Below are 16,941 nucleotides of genomic sequence, written 5' to 3'. Positions count from 1 at the left end.
CACTCGTCTGGGCCCCACACGGCCAGTCGTCAGGACGTCAAAGGCAGTCGTACCGCTTCGATCTCGGTGTCGTTCAGCAGCGCTTCGAGCAGGGCGGGGGGCCCGGCGACCTTGGTGGCCCACAGGTCGTAGTCGGTACACAGGCACCATGAGCGGTCCTCTGCCCAGAGGTTGGAAGGGCTGAAGTCGGCCTCGGGGTTGTCGTACAGGACTTCGGCGTCGCCGAGGCGACCCGAACGCACATGGAGGTTGTCGAAGTCGGTGGCCCCGAGCATCAGCGGGTTGTAATAGGCCAGGCAGCGGGTATCCGGGCCCGCGGAACTGTACTCGGTGAGAATGCCGATCAATCGGCTCCAGGTCTCGCGGTCCAGGCTCCCTTCGGTCGGCGGGATGATGCCGAGCGGCCAGCTCCCCTCCTTCTTGGCTGAAGGGAAGCAACGGTAAGAAGGCAAAAGCCCTTCGGGCACGACAGGGTCGCCCATTCGCCGGGCGAGTTCCGCCCAGCGCAACCGCCGCCAGCCGCGACCGGGGTGCTCGGCGCGACCCAGTTCGCCTCCCGTGAGACGCCCACGGCTTCGAGGTCGATGCCCGCGACGATGTGGGGCTGTACGCTGCCATCCGCCAGCTGCACCTGACGGAACTCGTGGTACGAAACCTCGGCCAGCCCCTGCTCGTGCTCGTACATGGCGTTGAGCACCCAAGCCGCATCTGGCATCGCCGGCGGCATGAAGCCGGTCACGCCGTCGCCACACAGGTCCAGCAACCAGTCGGTCACACCGGACGGCGCCAGCGGCCACAGGCCTGGCAGCAGGTTCGATTCCTCGGGCATACGTTCATGATCCCAGTTGCGGCCGCGGTGCGGTGGCCAGACGGGCCGTCACTGCGGACAGCCAGACGAGGCCGAGGCCCGCGCCCGCGGTGAACGCCAGGACTGAGGCAGCCGAGGCCATGAATCCGGCGAGGACGGCGACCGGCGCGAGACGCGAGGCCACGGCCCAGCTGCGGCACCCCCGGGTGGCGAGCGGACGGGCCAGGACGAGGAACGCGGCACACAGTGCGAGGTAGCCGACCATCCCGGCGGCCATGTGGCCGGCTCCGTGCCCGCTCATCACCGTCGTGTCTGGGGTGCCGACGGGAAAACCTGCCCCGGCGTCGGCTGGGAGGGCCGCGGCGGCCCAGAAGGAGACACCGAAGATTCCGACCAGAACCGGGCCCCATGTGCCGCCCGCCCCACCGCCCAGCATCCGGCGCAGACCGGCCGCACCCGCGATCAACAGGGCGCCGGCGAGAAGGAAGTTCACCGTCTGGATCCAGCCCGCCGCGCCGAGAGCCAGCTGGCTGATCGCGTTGCGGGTGAAGTCGAACCCGTCCCGCGCAAAGCCCTGGAAGATGCCGGCGCCGAGGAACAACGGGCCCGCCGCCATGCCGCCAACCAGAGCCGGCCGTGCTCCAAGGCGCGATGCGGGTACGGGTTCGGGTGCGGCAGAGGCGACGTGATGGGGTGCGCTGAGTTTGTCGGACATGACCAGGCCTTCCTCGCGTCGATGCTGTCGCTCTTCTGACCGACGGCAACCGGCGAAGTCATCGCTCCCCATGACGTGAGCTGGATCACGAGTGCCCCGACCGCCCTACTTGGAACCTCGCGACGATGCGAACCCTGCATCTGGTCACGCCCAGAGCTCCTTGGCCACCCACAGCGCCATCCCATACAGTGCCGAAGGCATGACGGCACTTGCATCCTTCATCTTCGTGCGCCACATCGACGGGCTCCGCCACCACTTCGAACGCGACGGCGAGCGCAATGGCCGCCCCGCCTACCGCCGAACGGACGGAAACGTCTGGTGTGTCTGGTCGCCGACCGACGGCTGGCATGGCGAGATCGCTGACGGCCTCGTCACCGCCCATCCCGTCAACAGCCATGCTGACGGCGTCCCGGTGAGCGTGGTGTTGGGGAAGAAGTCGCGGGTGAACCGGGGCGACGGGCAGTTCACGGTTGCGGCGGCGGAGGTGGTGGTGCCTGCGGCGGTGATCAGCCCGCAAATGGTGGTGATGGCGGCCGGAGCGGCGATGCCGCGCAGTCGCCGGGGAGTTGTGGTCACGGTGCGAGGCCTGTCCGAGGAGGAAGAAGGACGGGCGGGTCATGTGGGGCTGATCTTCCGCCAGGCGGACTCTAACGTGCCGTGGCCGGGTTGAGCGAGGTAGAAGGCGACGAGGGCCCCGAGGGATCACGGCTGACGTTCCCGCTCACAGGTGGCAGCGCCCCTCCGGGCCACCGGAGCTGTACTTCTGCGTCGGAGCGGCTGCGGTGTACGGGTGATTCCTGCCGGCGGCCAGGACGTGTTCTGACAGAGCGTCATAGCCGGATGGGTAAGGATCCAATGGCAGCTGCACCCCTATACTTCAGCGCATGCAGTCCATAACGATCAGGCGTGCTACTGGGCAAGACGCGGACGGCCTCACCGCGCTGATGCAGGAGTCCGACGCCTACCGGGGGCAGTACGCGACGGTGATCGCCGACTACCGGGTCACGGCCGGCTACATCGACCGGCACCAGGTCTTCGCGGCGGTCGACACGACCGACCGGATCCTGGGCTTCTACGCCCTGGTGCTGGAACCGGCTGAACTGGACCTGGCGTTCGTGTCCGATGAGGCACAAGGCGCTGGGGTCGGCCGACTGCTGGTAGAGCACATGATCGACCAGGCCAGAGGAGCCGGCCTGGACTACGTACGTGTCGTATCGCACCCTCCGGCGGAGCAGTTCTACCGGCGCCTGGGCGCCGAACGGGTGGGGAGCGTTCCCCCCTCGCCGCCGAAGGTGACCTGGGAGCGCCCGGAACTGCGATTCGTCATAGGTGACCGGAGTGCCGCCCACACACGCGACACGGCCACTCCTTGATCGGAGCGGTGACGACGATGGCCCCGGCGCGGATCGCGAGCCTGATCGGCTGGTCCCGGAATGGTGTGACGGCTCCCGCGCCGACGCGGATGGACGCATGCCCCGCCCTCACGACGGAACTGTCACCGCCGCATACGCGAGCTGTAACGGTCCCTGCGGGGGCGTGAATCCGAAACCAGGACGGGCATCCTCTCCAGACCAATCCCAGCACGTCAGCAGCCACGGGGGCTCATGATGCGCAGTTTCCGCAAGACCACCCACGCCCGTACGCTCGGCGCCCTTGGCCTCGCCGCCACCGCGCTCCTCGCCGCCACGGCCTGCGAGCCGAGCGACGACAAGGCCGGCGCCACCCCGCCGCCGAAGGCCTCCGCATCGCCTACCACCTCCCCTTCCGCGTCGCCTTCCGGCTCGGCGTCCGCGCCGGGCACTCCCTCGAGCTCCCCCGAGCCCTCCACGTCCCCCACCGCGCCGGGTCGTCCGGGCGAGGCCGAGGACGACCCCACGGGCATCGACGGCAACTGCCCCGACGAGTACACCGACGTCAAGGTGGAGTGGGCCGTGCCGCCCACCAAGGACGACTCGAAGCTCCTGCTGACCGTCACCAACACCAGCACCGAGCGGTGCAAGCTGCGGAACTATCCGGTACTCCGCCTGGAGGACGGCCAGGGCCGGCTCGTGGGGGTCTTCGAGAACTCCAAGCCGCCGACGGAGGTGACCCTCGCCCCCGGCAAGGAGGCGTACGCCGGTCTGCTCCTGCGCCAGAGCAACAAGGACGTCAGCACCCTCGTGAAGAACATGGCGCTCGCGCCGCACGGTCAGAGCCCCAAGAACAACACGGGCGAGGGCGTGCTCCTGGAGATGCCGAAGGGCGGCGTGTACGTGGATGACAAGGCCCGTGTGACGTACTGGAACAGCAGCTCGGAGGCCGCCGTGACGCCACTGTTCCCCCACTGACGGGGCCGCCTGGGAGCCAGGAGAGCCGGGCCTGGTACGCCCGACACATCGGCGAGAGCTGTCAGCGTGCGACCGGCTGTTGGCGGGCGCGGCGCGTCGGATCCTCGCCGATGGGTCACGGCCTTCAGCGTCGGCTCGGCGCGCGGTGCAGGAATTCCAGACGGTGCTGGGCGAGCTGCAGGTGCCGGGGATCGAGGGCCGGCAGGGTGCGCAGGAGGCGGATGAGATCGGGCCCCGTATCGAGGGCCGCGCTCGGGTCCTTGAGTTGGGTCCAGCAGTAGAGCGCGCCGGCGGCCGCGGCGTGCACCTCGACAGCGTCCGCGGCGTGCAGGCCCAGACGGGTGCGGGCGGCACTGGTCCACAGCTGGACCGCGAGCCGGAAGTCGCCCGCCATCCGGGCGAGGTCGGCCCGGATCTCCACCCAGTGCAGGGCCTCGGCCGACGCGGACCCATGCGTCTGATGGACGTACTGCTCCCACGCCTGCGCGAGCATCGCCGCCTCGGAGTGCCGGCCCGCGGTGGCCAGGGCGTGAATGTGCGGGCGCGGATCGTCGATCGGGGCCGCGGGTGGGGCCTGCTGCAGCGGTGAGTGCTCCTGTCCGGGCTGGAGCCCACCACCGGGAAGAGGTACGGGCGGTGCCGGTTCGGCGCCGACCGGGTGCGGGCCACGAACCGACCCCTGGCCGGCAGCGGGCGGGACCTGATGGGTGTCCGCGGGACCGTGGCCGGGCGCCGAACGCGCGGACACCGCAGGCGAAACCGCTCCGGGCGCCGTCGTGACGCCGAGCTCGCGGGCGCCGGGAAGGACCATGACACCGGGCGGCAGGGTGGCCGCGCCCACTGCGAGGGCATGCAGCTGCAGGTTGGTGGGCCGGTTGGGGCTGGCCCTGAGCTGGTCGATCCAGGACCGGGTGTAACTGCTCACGACCGGGCCCGGACCGGTCCATCCGGGTGGGCAGATGACGCCGTACACCTCCGCGGACGGGGAGGCGGGCAGGCTGCCGTACTCCTGGAGCAGCGGCCACGCCGCCTTGTCCGCCACGAGATCGAGCAACACCGTCGTCACCCCGGCCGGACGCTCACGCAGCTCGGAGCCCAGCCACTCCCAGGGCAGCGCCGCGTAGCGGACCGTGGCGGCCGTCGTACCGGCCAGCGCCAGATGCAGGCGGTTCGCCCGCCGGTCGACGGTCAGCCGGCCTGAGAGGTACACGAGCAGCGGGCCTGGTGTGGCTGCGGCCGTACGGAGCCGCATCAGCACCGTGTTGGGATCCCGCGCCCCGTCCAGGTATGTCGTGTCACATGCGACATCACTGTTCAGCAGTGCAGACGCGGGCACCACCCCCAGCGCGGCCAGGTTGGCGCTCGGCGCCACCTGGACACCGCGGCGCCTCACGGCGACGTCCCCCGCTATGAGGAGCACGTGGCCCCGCTGCTGTCCCAGCCCGAAGTTGTGCATGAACAGACGGTACTCACTTGCCGCTCCCCTGGAGTTGCCAGCCTGGTTGTCCGTCGGCTCATCGGCGCGGATTGCACAGGTACAGGATCGCGACGACCGGCACGACTTCGACTGCGCGGGCCCCCGCGCGGCCGGCCCGCGCCCCCGAGCCCAGCGATGAGAGCACGTACGCCGTGCGTATGATCGAGCACTGGCCGCCCTCCCTCCTCCCCCCTCGAACACCACCGCCTGCGGGCACGACAGACCAAGGACCACCACGTGAGACTCCTTCGGTACGGAGCGACCATCGCCTCCGTGGCGGTGATCGCCCTGCTCGCCGGCTGCGAGAGCGGCAGCGGCGCGGCGCCGCTGAGCCTGAGTGGGCTCACCAAGACCGCCGAAAGCCTCGGGACCAAGGGCGCGGGCACATGCCCGCTGCCCTACGACATCGCCAAGGCCACGAAGGCCGCCGGCGTCGACGCGTCGGCCGGGACCGGATCCGTGAAGGACGCCGACGAGCCCGTCGCCACCGGCGAAGTGCGGAGCGACAACCCCGTCGCCCTGGTGAGCTGCACGTTCCACATCGGCGAGGAGAGCGTGCACGTGCACACGGCCGCGACGGACAAGCCCCAGGCGAACGCCCAGCTCGCACCGCTGATCCAGTACCTGGCCGGACTCTCCCTGAACGACCTGATCGCCTACACGAAGAAGGCCGGCGAGGCCAAGGCCGGTGAGCCGGTCCTCACCGACGGCGGCACGGTCGCCGTCGTCCGGCTGAAGCTCGACGGTGAGGGGGACGCGACCCTGCTGGTCGGCGTCGGGGAGAGCGGACACAGTGCCCTGAGCCGGGACCAGGTCGGCAAGCTGGCCAAGGCCCTGACCGCGCAGGTGCAGTAGCCGCTCCCGATCACGTCGCCGTTGCCGTTGCGGTGAGGCGTTGCAGTGCGGCGTGGGCGGGCGGGCCCCAAGTCGGCTTACCTCCGGGGCGGCCGTGCACGCCGGCGTCTGCGATGTGAATGCCGGAAAGGGCGCGCAGCACCGCCCAGCCGCGGGCGCGGCGTAGGGTCGCGGCGTCCGGCCCTGGCTGGTAGGTCTCGTGGAAGCGCTCGACGGCGCCGTCCGGCAACAGGATCCAAGCGGCAGCGAGGTCGCAGGCCGGGTCGCCGGCGAAGAGGTCGCCGAAGTCGATCACGCCGGAGAAGGTGCCGTTCGTGGTCAGGACGTTGGCCGGATGCAGGTCGCCGTGTAGCGAAAGCCTTGGGCCTGCCCAGTCCGGCGCGGCGGCAGCGTCTTCCCAGACCGCGCGGACGGCGTCCGGGTCGCCAATCAGCCCCAGTTCGGTGGCCGAGGTAAGCCCTCGGGTGAAGTGTTCGGCGGTGTCGGCCAGCGGACCACCGCGGTCTCGGCCTGCCGGCGCCCCGTCGGGGGCGGGACGGGGACCTGGAGAGGAAGGTGCGGGGCGAGGAGGGGCAGCCAGGCGTGTTCCTTGCGCAGCAGCGCGTCCGCCGACTGCGCCGCCCAGGGCAACCGGACGGCGAGGTCGTCGCCGAGCCGCCACACTTGGTTGTCCCAGCCGAGCGCTCCGAGTTTCAGGGGGCGATCCGCCAGGTCGGGGTGCTGCTCGCGCAGCAGATCCCGGATCACGTCCTCGGTGATGTCCATCTCGGTGGCTGTCATGTGGCGCAACGGTAGTCGGGCGGCGGCCTGCCCGGCTTCGGGTGAATCCGAGTCGAATTCAGGCGTCGAACGCGCTCAGCTCGAGTTGTCCCAGACCGGGGCGGCGGTCTGTTTCTGAAGTTCTGGCAGGTTTAAGCTCGGCGGATGGCCTTGGAGTGGGAACAGGTAGTTGTCGACTCGGTAGATCCGGTGGCTTTGGGGCAGTGGTGGGCTGCGGCTCTTGGTTGGGTTGTGGTCCACTCCTCCGCTGAGGAGTTCGAGATCCGCCCCGAGCCCGATCGCCTGCCGGGGTTGCTCTTCGGCCGGGACGAGGGAAGCAAGACCGTGAAGAACCGGCTGCATCTCGACTTGAGGCCTGATGATCAGGACGCCGAAGTGACTCGCCTCGTGGCTCATGGTGCACGGCGTGTTGATATCGGCCAAGGTGATCAGCCTTGGGTCGTTTTGGCGGACCCGGAAGGCAACGAGTTCTGCGTCCTTGGCCGGCGGCGTCAATGAGCGGCTGTTCCGATCCTGAACGAATACCTGATTCTGACCTGCCTCCGCCCCGGTCGGACTGGCCGAGCAGCTCACCGGGTGCGTCCCGCCGGTACACCTGCGCCACCGCCACCATGGCGGTCGCCGGCGTCCCGGAACCGGACTTCTCGTCCGGGAGGTCGCAGTGGGGCCACGCCGGAATCTGGGTGCCGCTCCACGCCGGCATCGAGGGGTGGGTGGAGGCGCTGACCGACTCCCTCATCGCCATCTACCGGGGCGAAGCCGAATTCATGGAGGCGCCGCAATGCCGGACCGCCACCGTCTACGCCGGACTCGACGAATGGGGACTCAGAGGACTCGGCGCGTAACCACTGGCAGGCAACGAAAGGGTGCCCCGCGTCCGTGCGTTCGCACGGGCGCGGGGCACCCCTCGTCGATCCGGTGGGAGAGTCAGTTCCCCTCGGTTTCGAAGGCGCGCAGCAGATCGGCAGCGACGCTCACGGCAATGGTCGCGGGTTCCTTGCCGGTGATGTCGGCCAGCCCGATCGGAGTCTTGATCCGATCGATGGTGGCGTCGTCGTGGCCGCCCTCGGTGGCCAGGCGTTTGCGGAACCGCACCCACTTGGCCGCCGAGCCGATCAGCCCGATGGAGCCGAGATGTGTCGTGCGCAAGGCGGCGTCGCACAGAGCGGCGTCCTCGGCGTGATCATGGGTCATGATCAGGATGTGGGTGCCGTGCGGCAACTCCTCCAGGACCTCCTCCGGCAGCAGCGGCGTGTGGTGCACGTGCACCTGTGCCACCGCGTCCGCCAGTACGTCGAGCCGCTCCTTGGTGAGGATGTCCGCGCGGGTGTCGATCAGGTGGAGGTCGAGGTCCTGGCGTGCCAGGATGCGCGCCAGTTCCAGGCCGACGTGCCCGACGCCGAAGATCGCCACCGCCCGTACCACCGGCAGCGGTTCGAGCAGCACCGAGACCGTGCCGCCGCAGCACTGCACGCCGTGCGTGTTGACCACCTTGTCGTTCAGGGCGAAATCGATCAGCTCGGGCTCCGGCTTGGACGTGGTGATCATCTCCCGGGCCCGATCGATCGCGACGGCCTCCACATTGCCGCCACCGATCGAGCCCCACGTCTCGGTCCGCCCCACCACGAGTTTCGCACCGGCGTCGCGCGGGGCATGGCCGCGCACGGTCGCGACGGTCACCAGCACGCCGGACTCTCTGCGTGCTCGCAACCGCGCGACCGCGGCGACCCACGTCATATCAGGCACCACTCAACGCTTTTGCTTCGGTTCGGATCCCGCCGTCGGCGGCGTGGCCGTTGGAGGCAAACCCGTTACGGGCGTCTCCGTTGCCGGAGGCGTCGCTCTCGCGGGCCGCCTGGACCGCCCAGTACACCGCCTCCGGCGTCGCGGGCGCGGCCAGCTCGACGCTGACCCCGCTCGGACCGAACGCGGCAGCGGCCTGCCGCAGCGCTTCGCGCACGCAGAACGCCAGCATCAGCGGAGGCTCACCCACGGCCTTCGAGCCGTACACCGCGCCTTCCTCGGTGGCGTTCTCCATCAGCGTGACGTTGAACTCCTCGGGCATCTCCGAGAAGCTCGGCAGCTTGTACGTGCTCGCGGCCTGGGTCAGCAGCCGGCCGCGGTTCGGCCCGTCACTGGTGTCCCAGCGCATGTCCTCGAGCGTCAGCCAGCCCGCGCCCTGTACGAAACCGCCCTCGACCTGACCGATGTCGATCATCGGGGACAGGCTGTCGCCGACATCGTGCACGATGTCCACCCGCCGGATGCGGTACGCGCCGGTGAAGCCGTCCACCTCCACCTCGGCCGCCGCGGCGCCGTAGGAGAAGTACTTGAACGGGGAGCCCCGGAACGTCTTCGCGTCCCAGTGCAGACCCTCGGTCCGGTAGTAGCCGGAGGCCGACAGCTGAACCCGCTGGAAGTACGCGGTGCGCACCAGGTCGTCCCAGGCCAGCTCCTTGTCGCTGCCCAGGGTGCGCGCGACGCCCTCGACGATGCGCACGTCCGAGGCGTTGGAACCCAGCTGGCTGGCGGCCACCTGCAGCAGCCGCTCGCGCAGCTGCTCGCAGGCGTTCTTCACCGCACCACCGTTGAGGTCCGCTCCGGAACTGGCGGCGGTGGCAGAGGTGTTGGGCACCTTGTCGGTGCGCGTCGGGGCGAGCCGCACCTTGTGCAGCGGGATGCCCAGGGTGGTCGCGGCCACCTGCAGCATCTTGGTGTGCAGGCCCTGGCCCATCTCGGTGCCGCCGTGGTTGATCAGGACGGAGCCGTCCTTGTAGATCAGCACCAGCGCGCCGGCCTGGTTGAAGGCCGTGAGGTTGAACGAGATGCCGAACTTGATGCCGGTGATCGCAAGTGCCCGCTTGGTGTTCGGGTGCGCGGCGTTGAAGGCGGCGATCTCGCGCTTGCGGTCGGCGATGCCGCCGTTGGCCTCGACCTGCTGCCAGGTGCCGGCGATCCGTTCCGCCTGAGGGACCGGCTGGCCGTACGGCGTCGACTGACCGAGACCCGGCTGGTAGAAGTTGCGCTTGCGCAGCTCCATCGGGTCCAGGCCGAGCAGCGGCGCGACCCGGCCCAGGATGTCCTCGATCACCAGCATGCCCTGCGGTCCGCCGAACCCGCGGAAGGCCGTGTTGGAGACCTTGTTGGTCTTGGCGATGCGACCGGCGACGCGCGCGTTGGGAATCCAGTAGGTGTTGTCGATGTGGCACAGCGCGCGGGCGCAGACCGGCTCCGACAGGTCCAGGCTCCAGCCGCCGTCCGCGGTCAGCGTGGCGTCCAGCGCCTGGATGCGGCCGTCGGCGTCGAAGCCGATCTTCCACTCGGCGTGGAACCCGTGCCGCTTGCCGGACATGGTCAGGTCCTGGGTGCGGTTGAGCCGTACCCGGACCGGCCGGCCGGTCAGCTTGGCACCGAGCGCGGCGATGGCCGCGAAGCCGTGCGGCTGCATCTCCTTGCCGCCGAAGCCGCCGCCCATCCTCAGGCACTGCACGGTCACCTCGTGACTGTGCAGACCGAGGACGTGCGCGACGATTTCCTGGGTCTCCGAGGGGTGCTGGGTGCTGCTCTGGATGAACACCTGCTCGGCCTCGTCGATGTAGGCCAGTGCGGCGTGCGTCTCCAGGTAGAAGTGCTCCTGGTCGGAGAACTGGAACTCGCCGGTGAACACGTGCGCGGATTCGGCGAAGCCGGCGTCGATGTCGCCGGTCTCCATCACGGGCCGGGCGCCGTGGAAGCTCTCGGCCGCGATCGCTTCCTCGAGCGTGATCAGGGAGGGCTGTTCGTCGAGTTCGACCTCGACGGCCGCGGCACCGAGCCGGGCCGCTTCCAGGGTCTCGCCGAGCACCCAGGCGACGGCGTGGCCGTAGAACATGACCTCGTCGGGGAACAGCGGTTCGTCGTGCTTCATGCCGGCGTCGTTGACGCCGGGCACGTCGGCCACGGTCAGCACGCGGACCACACCGGGCACGGCGAGCGCGGGCTCGGTGCGCAGTGCGGTGATGCGGCCGCGGGCCTTCATGACCTGGACCGGGTACGCGTGCAGCGCGTCCTTGGTCCGGTAGACCAGGTCGTCGGTGTAGAGCGCGGTGCCGGTGACGTGCAGGACGGCGCTCTCGTGCGGCAGCGAGACACCGACTACGGGCTTCTCGGGACGCTCGGACAAATGGCTCATGACGACACCGCCTCGGTGGTTTGCGCGTGCAGCTTCAGCAGGCTCTGGCCGAGCATCGCGGAACGGTAGATGGCGCTGGCGCGGTGATCGCTCATCGGCGTGCCCTCGCCCCGCAGCACCCGGGCCGCGGCTTCGACGGTCTCCGGCGTCCACGGCTTGCCCTCCAGCGCCGCCTCGGTGGCGAGGGAGCGGATGGGGGTGGCGGCCACGCCGCCCAGGCCGATGCGTGCCTTGCGGACGATCCCGTCCTCGATGTCGAGCGCGAAGGCGACCGCCACACTGGAGATGTCGTCGAAGCGCCGCTTGGCGATCTTGTGGAAGGCCACGACCGGCGACAGCGGCAGCGGGATGCGCACGGCGCGGATCAGCTCGCCGGGGCGGCGCACGCTCTGCCGGTAACCGGTGAAGTAGTCGGCCAGCGGGACCTCGCGCTCACCGTCGGCATCGGCGAGCAGCAGTGACGCCTCCAGCGCGAGCAGCACCGGCGGGCTGTCACCGATCGGGGAGCCGGTACCCAGGTTGCCGCCGAGGGTTCCGCTGTTGCGGATGAGCCGGGATGCGAACTGCGGGAACAGCTCGGCAAGGAGCGGGACGTCGCCGTCGAGGCGGCGTTCGATCTCGGTGAGCGTCAGCGCCGCACCGATCTCGATGTAGTCGGATTCGACGCGCAGCTCCCGCAGTTCGGGCAGGCGGTCGATGGCGACCACGCAATCCTCACGGCGGGAGCGGATGTTCACCTCGACGCCGTAGTCGGTGGAGCCGGCGACCACCACCGCGTCGGGCCGCTCGCGCAGCACCTGCAGCGTTTCGGCCAGGGTGCTCTTGCGCAGGAACGTGCTGTCGTCCTGGGCGTATTCGGTGACGGCCGGTGCGGGCGGGGCCTGCTCGCGACGCTGCGCCAGCGGGTCCTCGTCGGTGGGCGTACCGACGGCGAACGCGGCATCGCGAATCGGGCGGTAGCCGGTGCAGCGGCACAGGTTTCCGCTCAGCGCGTGCAGGTCGAATCCGTTCGGACCGTGCTCGGCGTCGGTGCTGTCGTCCGAGTCGGTGTGCGCGCAGCGGTCGGGCCGGTAGTACTCGGAGGCCATGCTGCAGATGAACCCCGGCGTGCAGTAACCGCACTGGGATCCGCCGCGGACGGCCATCTCCTCCTGCACGGGGTGCAACGTGGCCGGCGTGCCCGGTTCGCCGGCGGTGGCGAGGCCTTCGGAGGTGATGACCTCCTGACCGTCGAGCGCCGCGACCGGGACCAGGCAGGCGTTGACGGCCACCCAGTCGGTGGGCTTGTTCACCCCGGGACGCGCCACCAGGACCGAACATGCGCCGCATTCACCCTCGGCGCAGCCCTCCTTGGTGCCGGTGAGTCCACGCTCGCGCAGGAAATCCAGCGTTGTGGTGTGGGGCGCAGCCGGTGAAATCGGTGTTTCTTTGCCGTTGACCGTGATCCGAGCCCCTACCATGACAGGCCTTCGTTTCGGTGCGCGATCGGTCGATTCATCATGTTCGCCAATTTCAGGCAGCTTTCTGTGTTCAGACGCGCCACGCGAGAGAAGTGGGCGCAAAACGGCACGCGACAGCGACGTGCCGGAAGAGGGTGACGAGAAACCTGAAATGTGCCGCGGAAGGGCACATCAGAACGGCGTGCTCAGCAGCCGTGCGCGATCCGACCCGGAACCCAGACCGTGCACTGGGCGAGGCGACCAAGATCAGAGCTGGTGTACATCTGCGGGTCGCCTCCTTCCGGGGGTCATGGAACGACGTTTACCGCAAAAAACTAGTGGGTGGGGTCACAGGGGTCAAGAGGTTGACCTCGATCTTTCTGTAGGATCGACCGGATTCGAGGCTGGGGCGCCACCGTCGGCTGGTCAGCGTCCTGGCCGGCCGGCTGCCGGTCCGTTCAGTCGTGCAGCAGCCGCATCCAATCCTCCGGAACCCGGTCGGCCGGTCCCGGTGCCGGCTGGTCCGCGGGGTGGTCGCCCGGCGGCGTCAGCTCGGGCCCGGACTCGTACAACGTGCCGCTGCCGTAGTCCCAGAACCACTCCTCGCCCGGTTCGAAGCTCTGCACCAGGGGATGCCCGGTGGACTTCCAGTGGGCGGTGGCGTGCTGGGCGGGTGACGAGTCACAGCAGCCGATGTTGCCGCACTGGGCGCAGCGCCGCAGGTGGAACCACCAGCCGCCCACCGCGTCGCACTCGGCGCAGCCGGTGCCGGCGGGCGGGACGCTCGGGTCGATTCCGTTGATGTCGGTCATACGGGCTCCTCGGCGGTCTCGGTTCCGGGTGTGGCTTCGGGCGGGCTTTCGGGCGTGGTCTCGGGTTCCGGGGCGGTCAGCGGCAGCAGCACCTGGAAGCGGGTGTCGCCGGGTGCGGATTCGACCTGGAGGCTGCCGTGGTGCTTGTTGACGACGATCCGCCAGGAGATGTCCAGGCCGAGACCGGTGCCCTCGCCGACCGGCTTGGTGGTGAAGAAGGGATCGAAGATGCGGCTGCGGATGTCCGCCGGGATGCCTGGCCCGGTGTCTCGGAACTCCACCAGCAGGCGGTCCCCTTCCCGTGCCGTGCGGACCGTCAGCGTGCCGTCCTGGCCGGTGCTCGCGATGGCGAAGACGGCGTTGTCGATGAGGTTGGTCCACACCTGGTTGAGCTCCGCCGGGTAGGCGGGAACGTCCGGCACGGAGCGGTCGTAGTCCTTGACCACCCGGACCCGGGGGCCGATCTTGCCGGACAGCATCAGCAGGGTGCTGTCGAGGAGCTCGTGGACGTCGACGACCCGGTACGGGGCGCGGTCGAGCTGCGAGTACTGCTTGGCGGCGTCCACGAGGTGGGAGATGCGGGTGGTGGAGTCGTCGATCTCGTCCATCAGCAGCTCGGTCTCGACCGTGTAGTTGAGCCAGCCGATGGCCCCCGGGAGGATGTCGTCGGCCACGGTCGCCGCGACCTGCTCCAGCCAGTCCGTGTCCAGCCCGGCCTGCACGAACGTCGGTGCGATCCGCCAGCCCTCCGCGATGCCGTGGTCGTCGAGCCAGTCCGCGAGCTCGTCCTCCCGGTCGGAGGCCTCCAGGGGGCTCAACGTAGGCGCCTTGGCGACGCGTTCGGCGGTGCGCTCCTGGATCTCGATGAGCTCTGCGAGTGCCTCGCGGGAGTAGGGCCCGTGCGCGATGACGGCCAACTTGTGGCGCATCTTGCCCACTCGTTCCCGTAGCGCCGCGGTGGCCCGAACGGCCGCCGCGGCCGGGTTGTTGAGTTCATGCGTGAGTCCTGCGGACAGCGATCCGAGCGCCAGCAGGCGTTCCCGCTGCCCGATGGCCCGCTGGGTGTTCTTCGCGCCGAAGAAGAGCCCCTCCAGCAGGTGCGCGGCCATCGGGAACCACTCCCGCATGAAGTCCGCGAACGACTGCGCCGGCAGGACGAAGAACCGCGTCGGCTCGGTCACCCGCATCGAGTTGGTGTACGTCTGCGGAACCCGGTCGCCCAGGTAGGCCTGCATGGCTCCCGCGTACACCCCGCGCTGCGAGGTCCGGCTCACCTCCACGTCGTCGCCGCCGACCCGGCGGGACAGTACGACGGTGCCCTCGATCATCACGTAGAAGCAGGTCGCCGGATCGCCCTCGGTGTACACCGGACCGGCGTCGAAGCGCTCCACCCGCCCCTCGGCGCACAGCAGCCCGAGCTGCTCAGGGGAGAGCTTTTCGAACAGGAACAGCGAGGCGATCTCCTGCGGGCTGCAGGGCATCGCCTGCCCGCTCATGACTGCTCCAGGTACCGGTGTACGAGCATCACGGCCATGGCTCCTTCTCCGACGGCGGACGCGACGCGCTTCGCGGACTCGGCGCGCGCGTCGCCCGCCACGAACACGCCGGGGATGTTGGTCTCCAGGTGGTAGGGCGGCCGGTCCAGCTCCCACTCGGCCGGCGGGCGGCCGTCCGGTGTGAGGTCGGGCCCGGCCAGGATGAACCCGCGCTCGTCGCGCAGCACCGTGCCGGCCAGCCAGTCGGTCCGCGGGGCCGCACCGATGAAGACGAACATCCACTGGGCGTCGACGAGTTCGGTCGCGCCGCTGTCCACGTCGCGCAGCGTCAACTGCTCCAGGTGCCCGTCGCCGTGCGCCGCCTCGACGACGGTCCGGCTCCGCACCGAGATGTTCGACGCCTCCTCGATCTGCTGGACCAGGTAGTACGACATCGAGGCCCTCAGGTCCTCCCCGCGCACCAGCAGCGTCACCGATTTCGCGCCCCGTGCGAGGTACATCGCCGCCTGTCCGGCGGAGTTGGCGCCCCCGACGATGTACACGTCCTGGCCCTGGCAGGCGGACGCCTCGGTGAGCGCGGAGCCGTAGTACACGCCGCAGCCGGTCAGGTCGTCGCAGCCCGGTGCGTGGAGCTGCCGGTACGACACGCCGGTCGCCAGGATGACGCTGTGCGCGGTGACCGACGAGCCGTCGGAGAAGCGGACGACGCGCGCCGCGCCGTTTGCCTCCAGCCCCGTGACCTCGCGTGCGGTGAGGATCTCGGCGCCGAACCGGCCGGCCTGGCGGCGGGCGCGGTCGGTGAGCTGCGCGCCCGAGACGCCGTCGGGGAAACCGAGGTAGTTCTCGATGCGGGAGCTCTGCCCGGCCTGCCCGCCGGTCGCCGACCGCTCGATCAGTACCGTCCGCAACCCCTCGGAGGCCCCGTACACGGCCGCGCCGAGCCCGGCCGGGCCGCCGCCGATCACGACGAGGTCGTAGAAGTCGGCGGTCGGCGTCGTCGCGAGCCCGACGTGGGCAGCCAGATCGGGCGCCTCCGGCTCGATCAGCACGGTGCCGTCCGGGGTGATCACCAGGGGCAGCCGCTGTGCGTCGGCCCCGGCCGCCTCCAGCAGTCGCCGTCCCTCGGGCTCGTCGGAGGAGTACCACCGGTAGGGCACCTGATTGCGGGCCAGGAACTCCCGGACGTCGGAGGAGCGCGCCGACCAGCGGTGGCCGACCACCTTGGTGGCGGGGACCGGCCGGTAGTCGCTGGAGCGCCAGGCGGAGAGGAGGTCGTCCACGACGGGGTAGAGCTTCTCCTCCGGCGGGTCCCACGGCTTGAGGAGGTAGTGGTCGAGGTCGACGACGTTGATCGCGTCGATCGCCGCGTTGGTGTCGGCGTACGCGGTCAGCAGCACGCGCCGCGCGCCCGGGTACACGTTCAGGGCCTGTTCGAGGAACTCGATGCCGTTCATCTGCGGCATGCGGTAGTCGGCCAGGATCACGGCCACCAGGTCGCCCCGCAGCTTCAACTCGCGCAGCGCCTCCAGTGCGGACTCGCCGGACTCGGCGCGCACGATGCGGTACCCGGCTCCGTAGCGTCGCCGCAGGTCACGGGCGACAGCACGGGACACTCCCGGATCGTCGTCCACGGTCAGGATGACGGTCCGTGCTGTTTCGGCGACCTGTGCCATGCGTCTCCCACGAACGGCCTGGACCAGCGGCACGGCCAGCCGCCCGCGCCGGTTCCCGCCCATCGTACGTTCGTCCGTCCGGGTTCGCTGCGGGACGCCCCGGATGCCCATGCCCTTGGGGCACCGGCCGGGCGGGCTCGTTCGCGGGGGCTTGCGGCTCCCCGTCCGGACGCCATCCGAGCCCGCCCTTCATGGCGCCGGAGCCCGCCGCGACGCACGAGAGGCTCGGCGACCGCATACGCGAAGACGCCCGGCCGGGAAGTCCCGGCCGAGCGTCTTCGAATGTCTATTGCCCGCTGGTGGCTTAGTACCAGTGGTTGGCGGACCAGAAGTTCCAGGCGCCGACGGGGCTGCCGTAGCGCTCGTTCATGTAGTCCAGGCCCCACTT

16 protein-coding genes and 2 pseudogenes are annotated in these 16,941 nt (G+C 70.0%); 6 read left to right on the top strand and 12 right to left on the bottom strand.

All coding sequences use genetic code 11. The features are described from left to right. Positions 1-29: 29 nt before the first annotated feature. From ACFWBN_RS22055 to ACFWBN_RS22045, 3 genes are read right to left on the bottom strand one after another with little or no spacing between them, the layout of a single operon-like run. Positions 30-347: a hypothetical protein gene (locus ACFWBN_RS22055; protein WP_385178585.1), complete on the bottom strand. Its 318-nt coding sequence runs from the start codon at positions 345-347 to the stop codon at positions 30-32. After that, on the bottom strand, positions 344-829 hold the full coding sequence (locus ACFWBN_RS22050; protein WP_385178584.1) for a hypothetical protein: 486 nt from the start codon (positions 827-829) through the stop codon (positions 344-346). The genes ACFWBN_RS22055 and ACFWBN_RS22050 overlap by 4 nt, the downstream gene beginning before the upstream one ends. A gap of 4 nt (positions 830-833) precedes the next feature. Continuing rightward, the gene (locus ACFWBN_RS22045; RefSeq protein WP_385178583.1) at positions 834-1,424 is read right to left on the bottom strand and encodes a DUF998 domain-containing protein; all 591 of its coding nucleotides are present in this window, start codon (positions 1,422-1,424) and stop codon (positions 834-836) included. 298 nt (positions 1,425-1,722) lie between these two features. On the opposite strand from ACFWBN_RS22045, the gene ACFWBN_RS22040 reads away from it, so the two are divergent. From ACFWBN_RS22040 to ACFWBN_RS22030, 3 genes are all read left to right on the top strand, one after another. After that, positions 1,723-2,193: a hypothetical protein gene (locus ACFWBN_RS22040; protein ID WP_385178582.1), complete on the top strand. Its 471-nt coding sequence runs from the start codon at positions 1,723-1,725 to the stop codon at positions 2,191-2,193. 214 nt (positions 2,194-2,407) lie between these two features. After that, on the top strand, positions 2,408-2,896 hold the full coding sequence (locus ACFWBN_RS22035) for a GNAT family N-acetyltransferase (RefSeq protein ID WP_385178581.1): 489 nt from the start codon (positions 2,408-2,410) through the stop codon (positions 2,894-2,896). 231 nt (positions 2,897-3,127) lie between these two features. Further along, entirely contained in the window at positions 3,128-3,850 is a 723-nt protein-coding gene (locus tag ACFWBN_RS22030; RefSeq protein ID WP_385178580.1) for a DUF4232 domain-containing protein, read from the top strand. A 124-nt stretch (positions 3,851-3,974) separates the two neighbouring features. On the opposite strand, the gene ACFWBN_RS22025 is transcribed toward ACFWBN_RS22030, so the two are convergent. Continuing rightward, positions 3,975-5,306: a hypothetical protein gene (locus ACFWBN_RS22025; RefSeq protein ID WP_385178579.1), complete on the bottom strand. Its 1,332-nt coding sequence runs from the start codon at positions 5,304-5,306 to the stop codon at positions 3,975-3,977. A 258-nt stretch (positions 5,307-5,564) separates the two neighbouring features. Between ACFWBN_RS22025 and ACFWBN_RS22020 the strand changes: the two genes are divergently transcribed. Then, positions 5,565-6,182 carry a hypothetical protein gene (locus tag ACFWBN_RS22020; RefSeq protein ID WP_385178578.1) on the top strand — a complete coding sequence of 206 codons (618 nt, stop codon included), beginning with the start codon at positions 5,565-5,567 and terminating at the stop codon, positions 6,180-6,182. A gap of 10 nt (positions 6,183-6,192) precedes the next feature. On the opposite strand, the pseudogene ACFWBN_RS22015 reads toward ACFWBN_RS22020, so the two are convergent. Continuing rightward, positions 6,193-6,962, bottom strand: a pseudogene (locus ACFWBN_RS22015) (phosphotransferase). Between the two features lie 144 nt (positions 6,963-7,106). On the opposite strand from ACFWBN_RS22015, the gene ACFWBN_RS22010 reads away from it, so the two are divergent. After that, complete coding sequence (locus ACFWBN_RS22010; RefSeq protein WP_385178577.1) at positions 7,107-7,460, top strand: VOC family protein; 354 nt, start codon at positions 7,107-7,109, stop codon at positions 7,458-7,460. A gap of 185 nt (positions 7,461-7,645) precedes the next feature. Next, a complete protein-coding gene (locus ACFWBN_RS22005) occupies positions 7,646-7,807 on the top strand; it encodes a hypothetical protein (protein ID WP_385178576.1) in 162 nt (53 codons plus the stop codon). 82 nt (positions 7,808-7,889) lie between these two features. On the opposite strand, the gene xdhC is transcribed toward ACFWBN_RS22005, so the two are convergent. The 7 genes and pseudogenes from xdhC to ACFWBN_RS21970 all read right to left on the bottom strand — a co-directional run. Then, complete coding sequence (xdhC, locus tag ACFWBN_RS22000; RefSeq protein ID WP_385178699.1) at positions 7,890-8,699, bottom strand: xanthine dehydrogenase accessory protein XdhC; 810 nt, start codon at positions 8,697-8,699, stop codon at positions 7,890-7,892. 1 nt (position 8,700) lies between these two features. After that, positions 8,701-11,133, bottom strand: coding sequence for a xanthine dehydrogenase molybdopterin binding subunit (gene xdhB / locus ACFWBN_RS21995; RefSeq protein ID WP_385178575.1), 2,433 nt, complete (start codon positions 11,131-11,133; stop codon positions 8,701-8,703). After that, a complete protein-coding gene (locus ACFWBN_RS21990) occupies positions 11,130-12,593 on the bottom strand; it encodes a xanthine dehydrogenase small subunit (protein WP_385178698.1) in 1,464 nt (487 codons plus the stop codon). The genes xdhB and ACFWBN_RS21990 overlap by 4 nt, the downstream gene beginning before the upstream one ends. 437 nt (positions 12,594-13,030) lie before the next feature. Beyond that, positions 13,031-13,384, bottom strand: coding sequence for a UBP-type zinc finger domain-containing protein (locus ACFWBN_RS21985; RefSeq protein ID WP_385178574.1), 354 nt, complete (start codon positions 13,382-13,384; stop codon positions 13,031-13,033). Continuing rightward, entirely contained in the window at positions 13,381-14,880 is a 1,500-nt protein-coding gene (locus ACFWBN_RS21980) for an ATP-binding protein (RefSeq protein ID WP_385178573.1), read from the bottom strand. The genes ACFWBN_RS21985 and ACFWBN_RS21980 overlap by 4 nt, the downstream gene beginning before the upstream one ends. Next, the gene (locus ACFWBN_RS21975; RefSeq protein ID WP_385178572.1) at positions 14,877-16,553 is read right to left on the bottom strand and encodes an FAD-dependent oxidoreductase; all 1,677 of its coding nucleotides are present in this window, start codon (positions 16,551-16,553) and stop codon (positions 14,877-14,879) included. The genes ACFWBN_RS21980 and ACFWBN_RS21975 overlap by 4 nt, the downstream gene beginning before the upstream one ends. A 304-nt stretch (positions 16,554-16,857) precedes the next feature. Next, positions 16,858-16,941: pseudogene (locus tag ACFWBN_RS21970) on the bottom strand (lytic transglycosylase domain-containing protein); the annotation flags it as partial.

The sequence above is a fragment of the Streptomyces sp. NPDC059989 genome, assembly GCF_042736975.1.
GTDB lineage: Bacteria > Actinomycetota > Actinomycetes > Streptomycetales > Streptomycetaceae > Streptomyces.
This window is presented reverse-complemented; position numbering and strand designations above follow the sequence as displayed.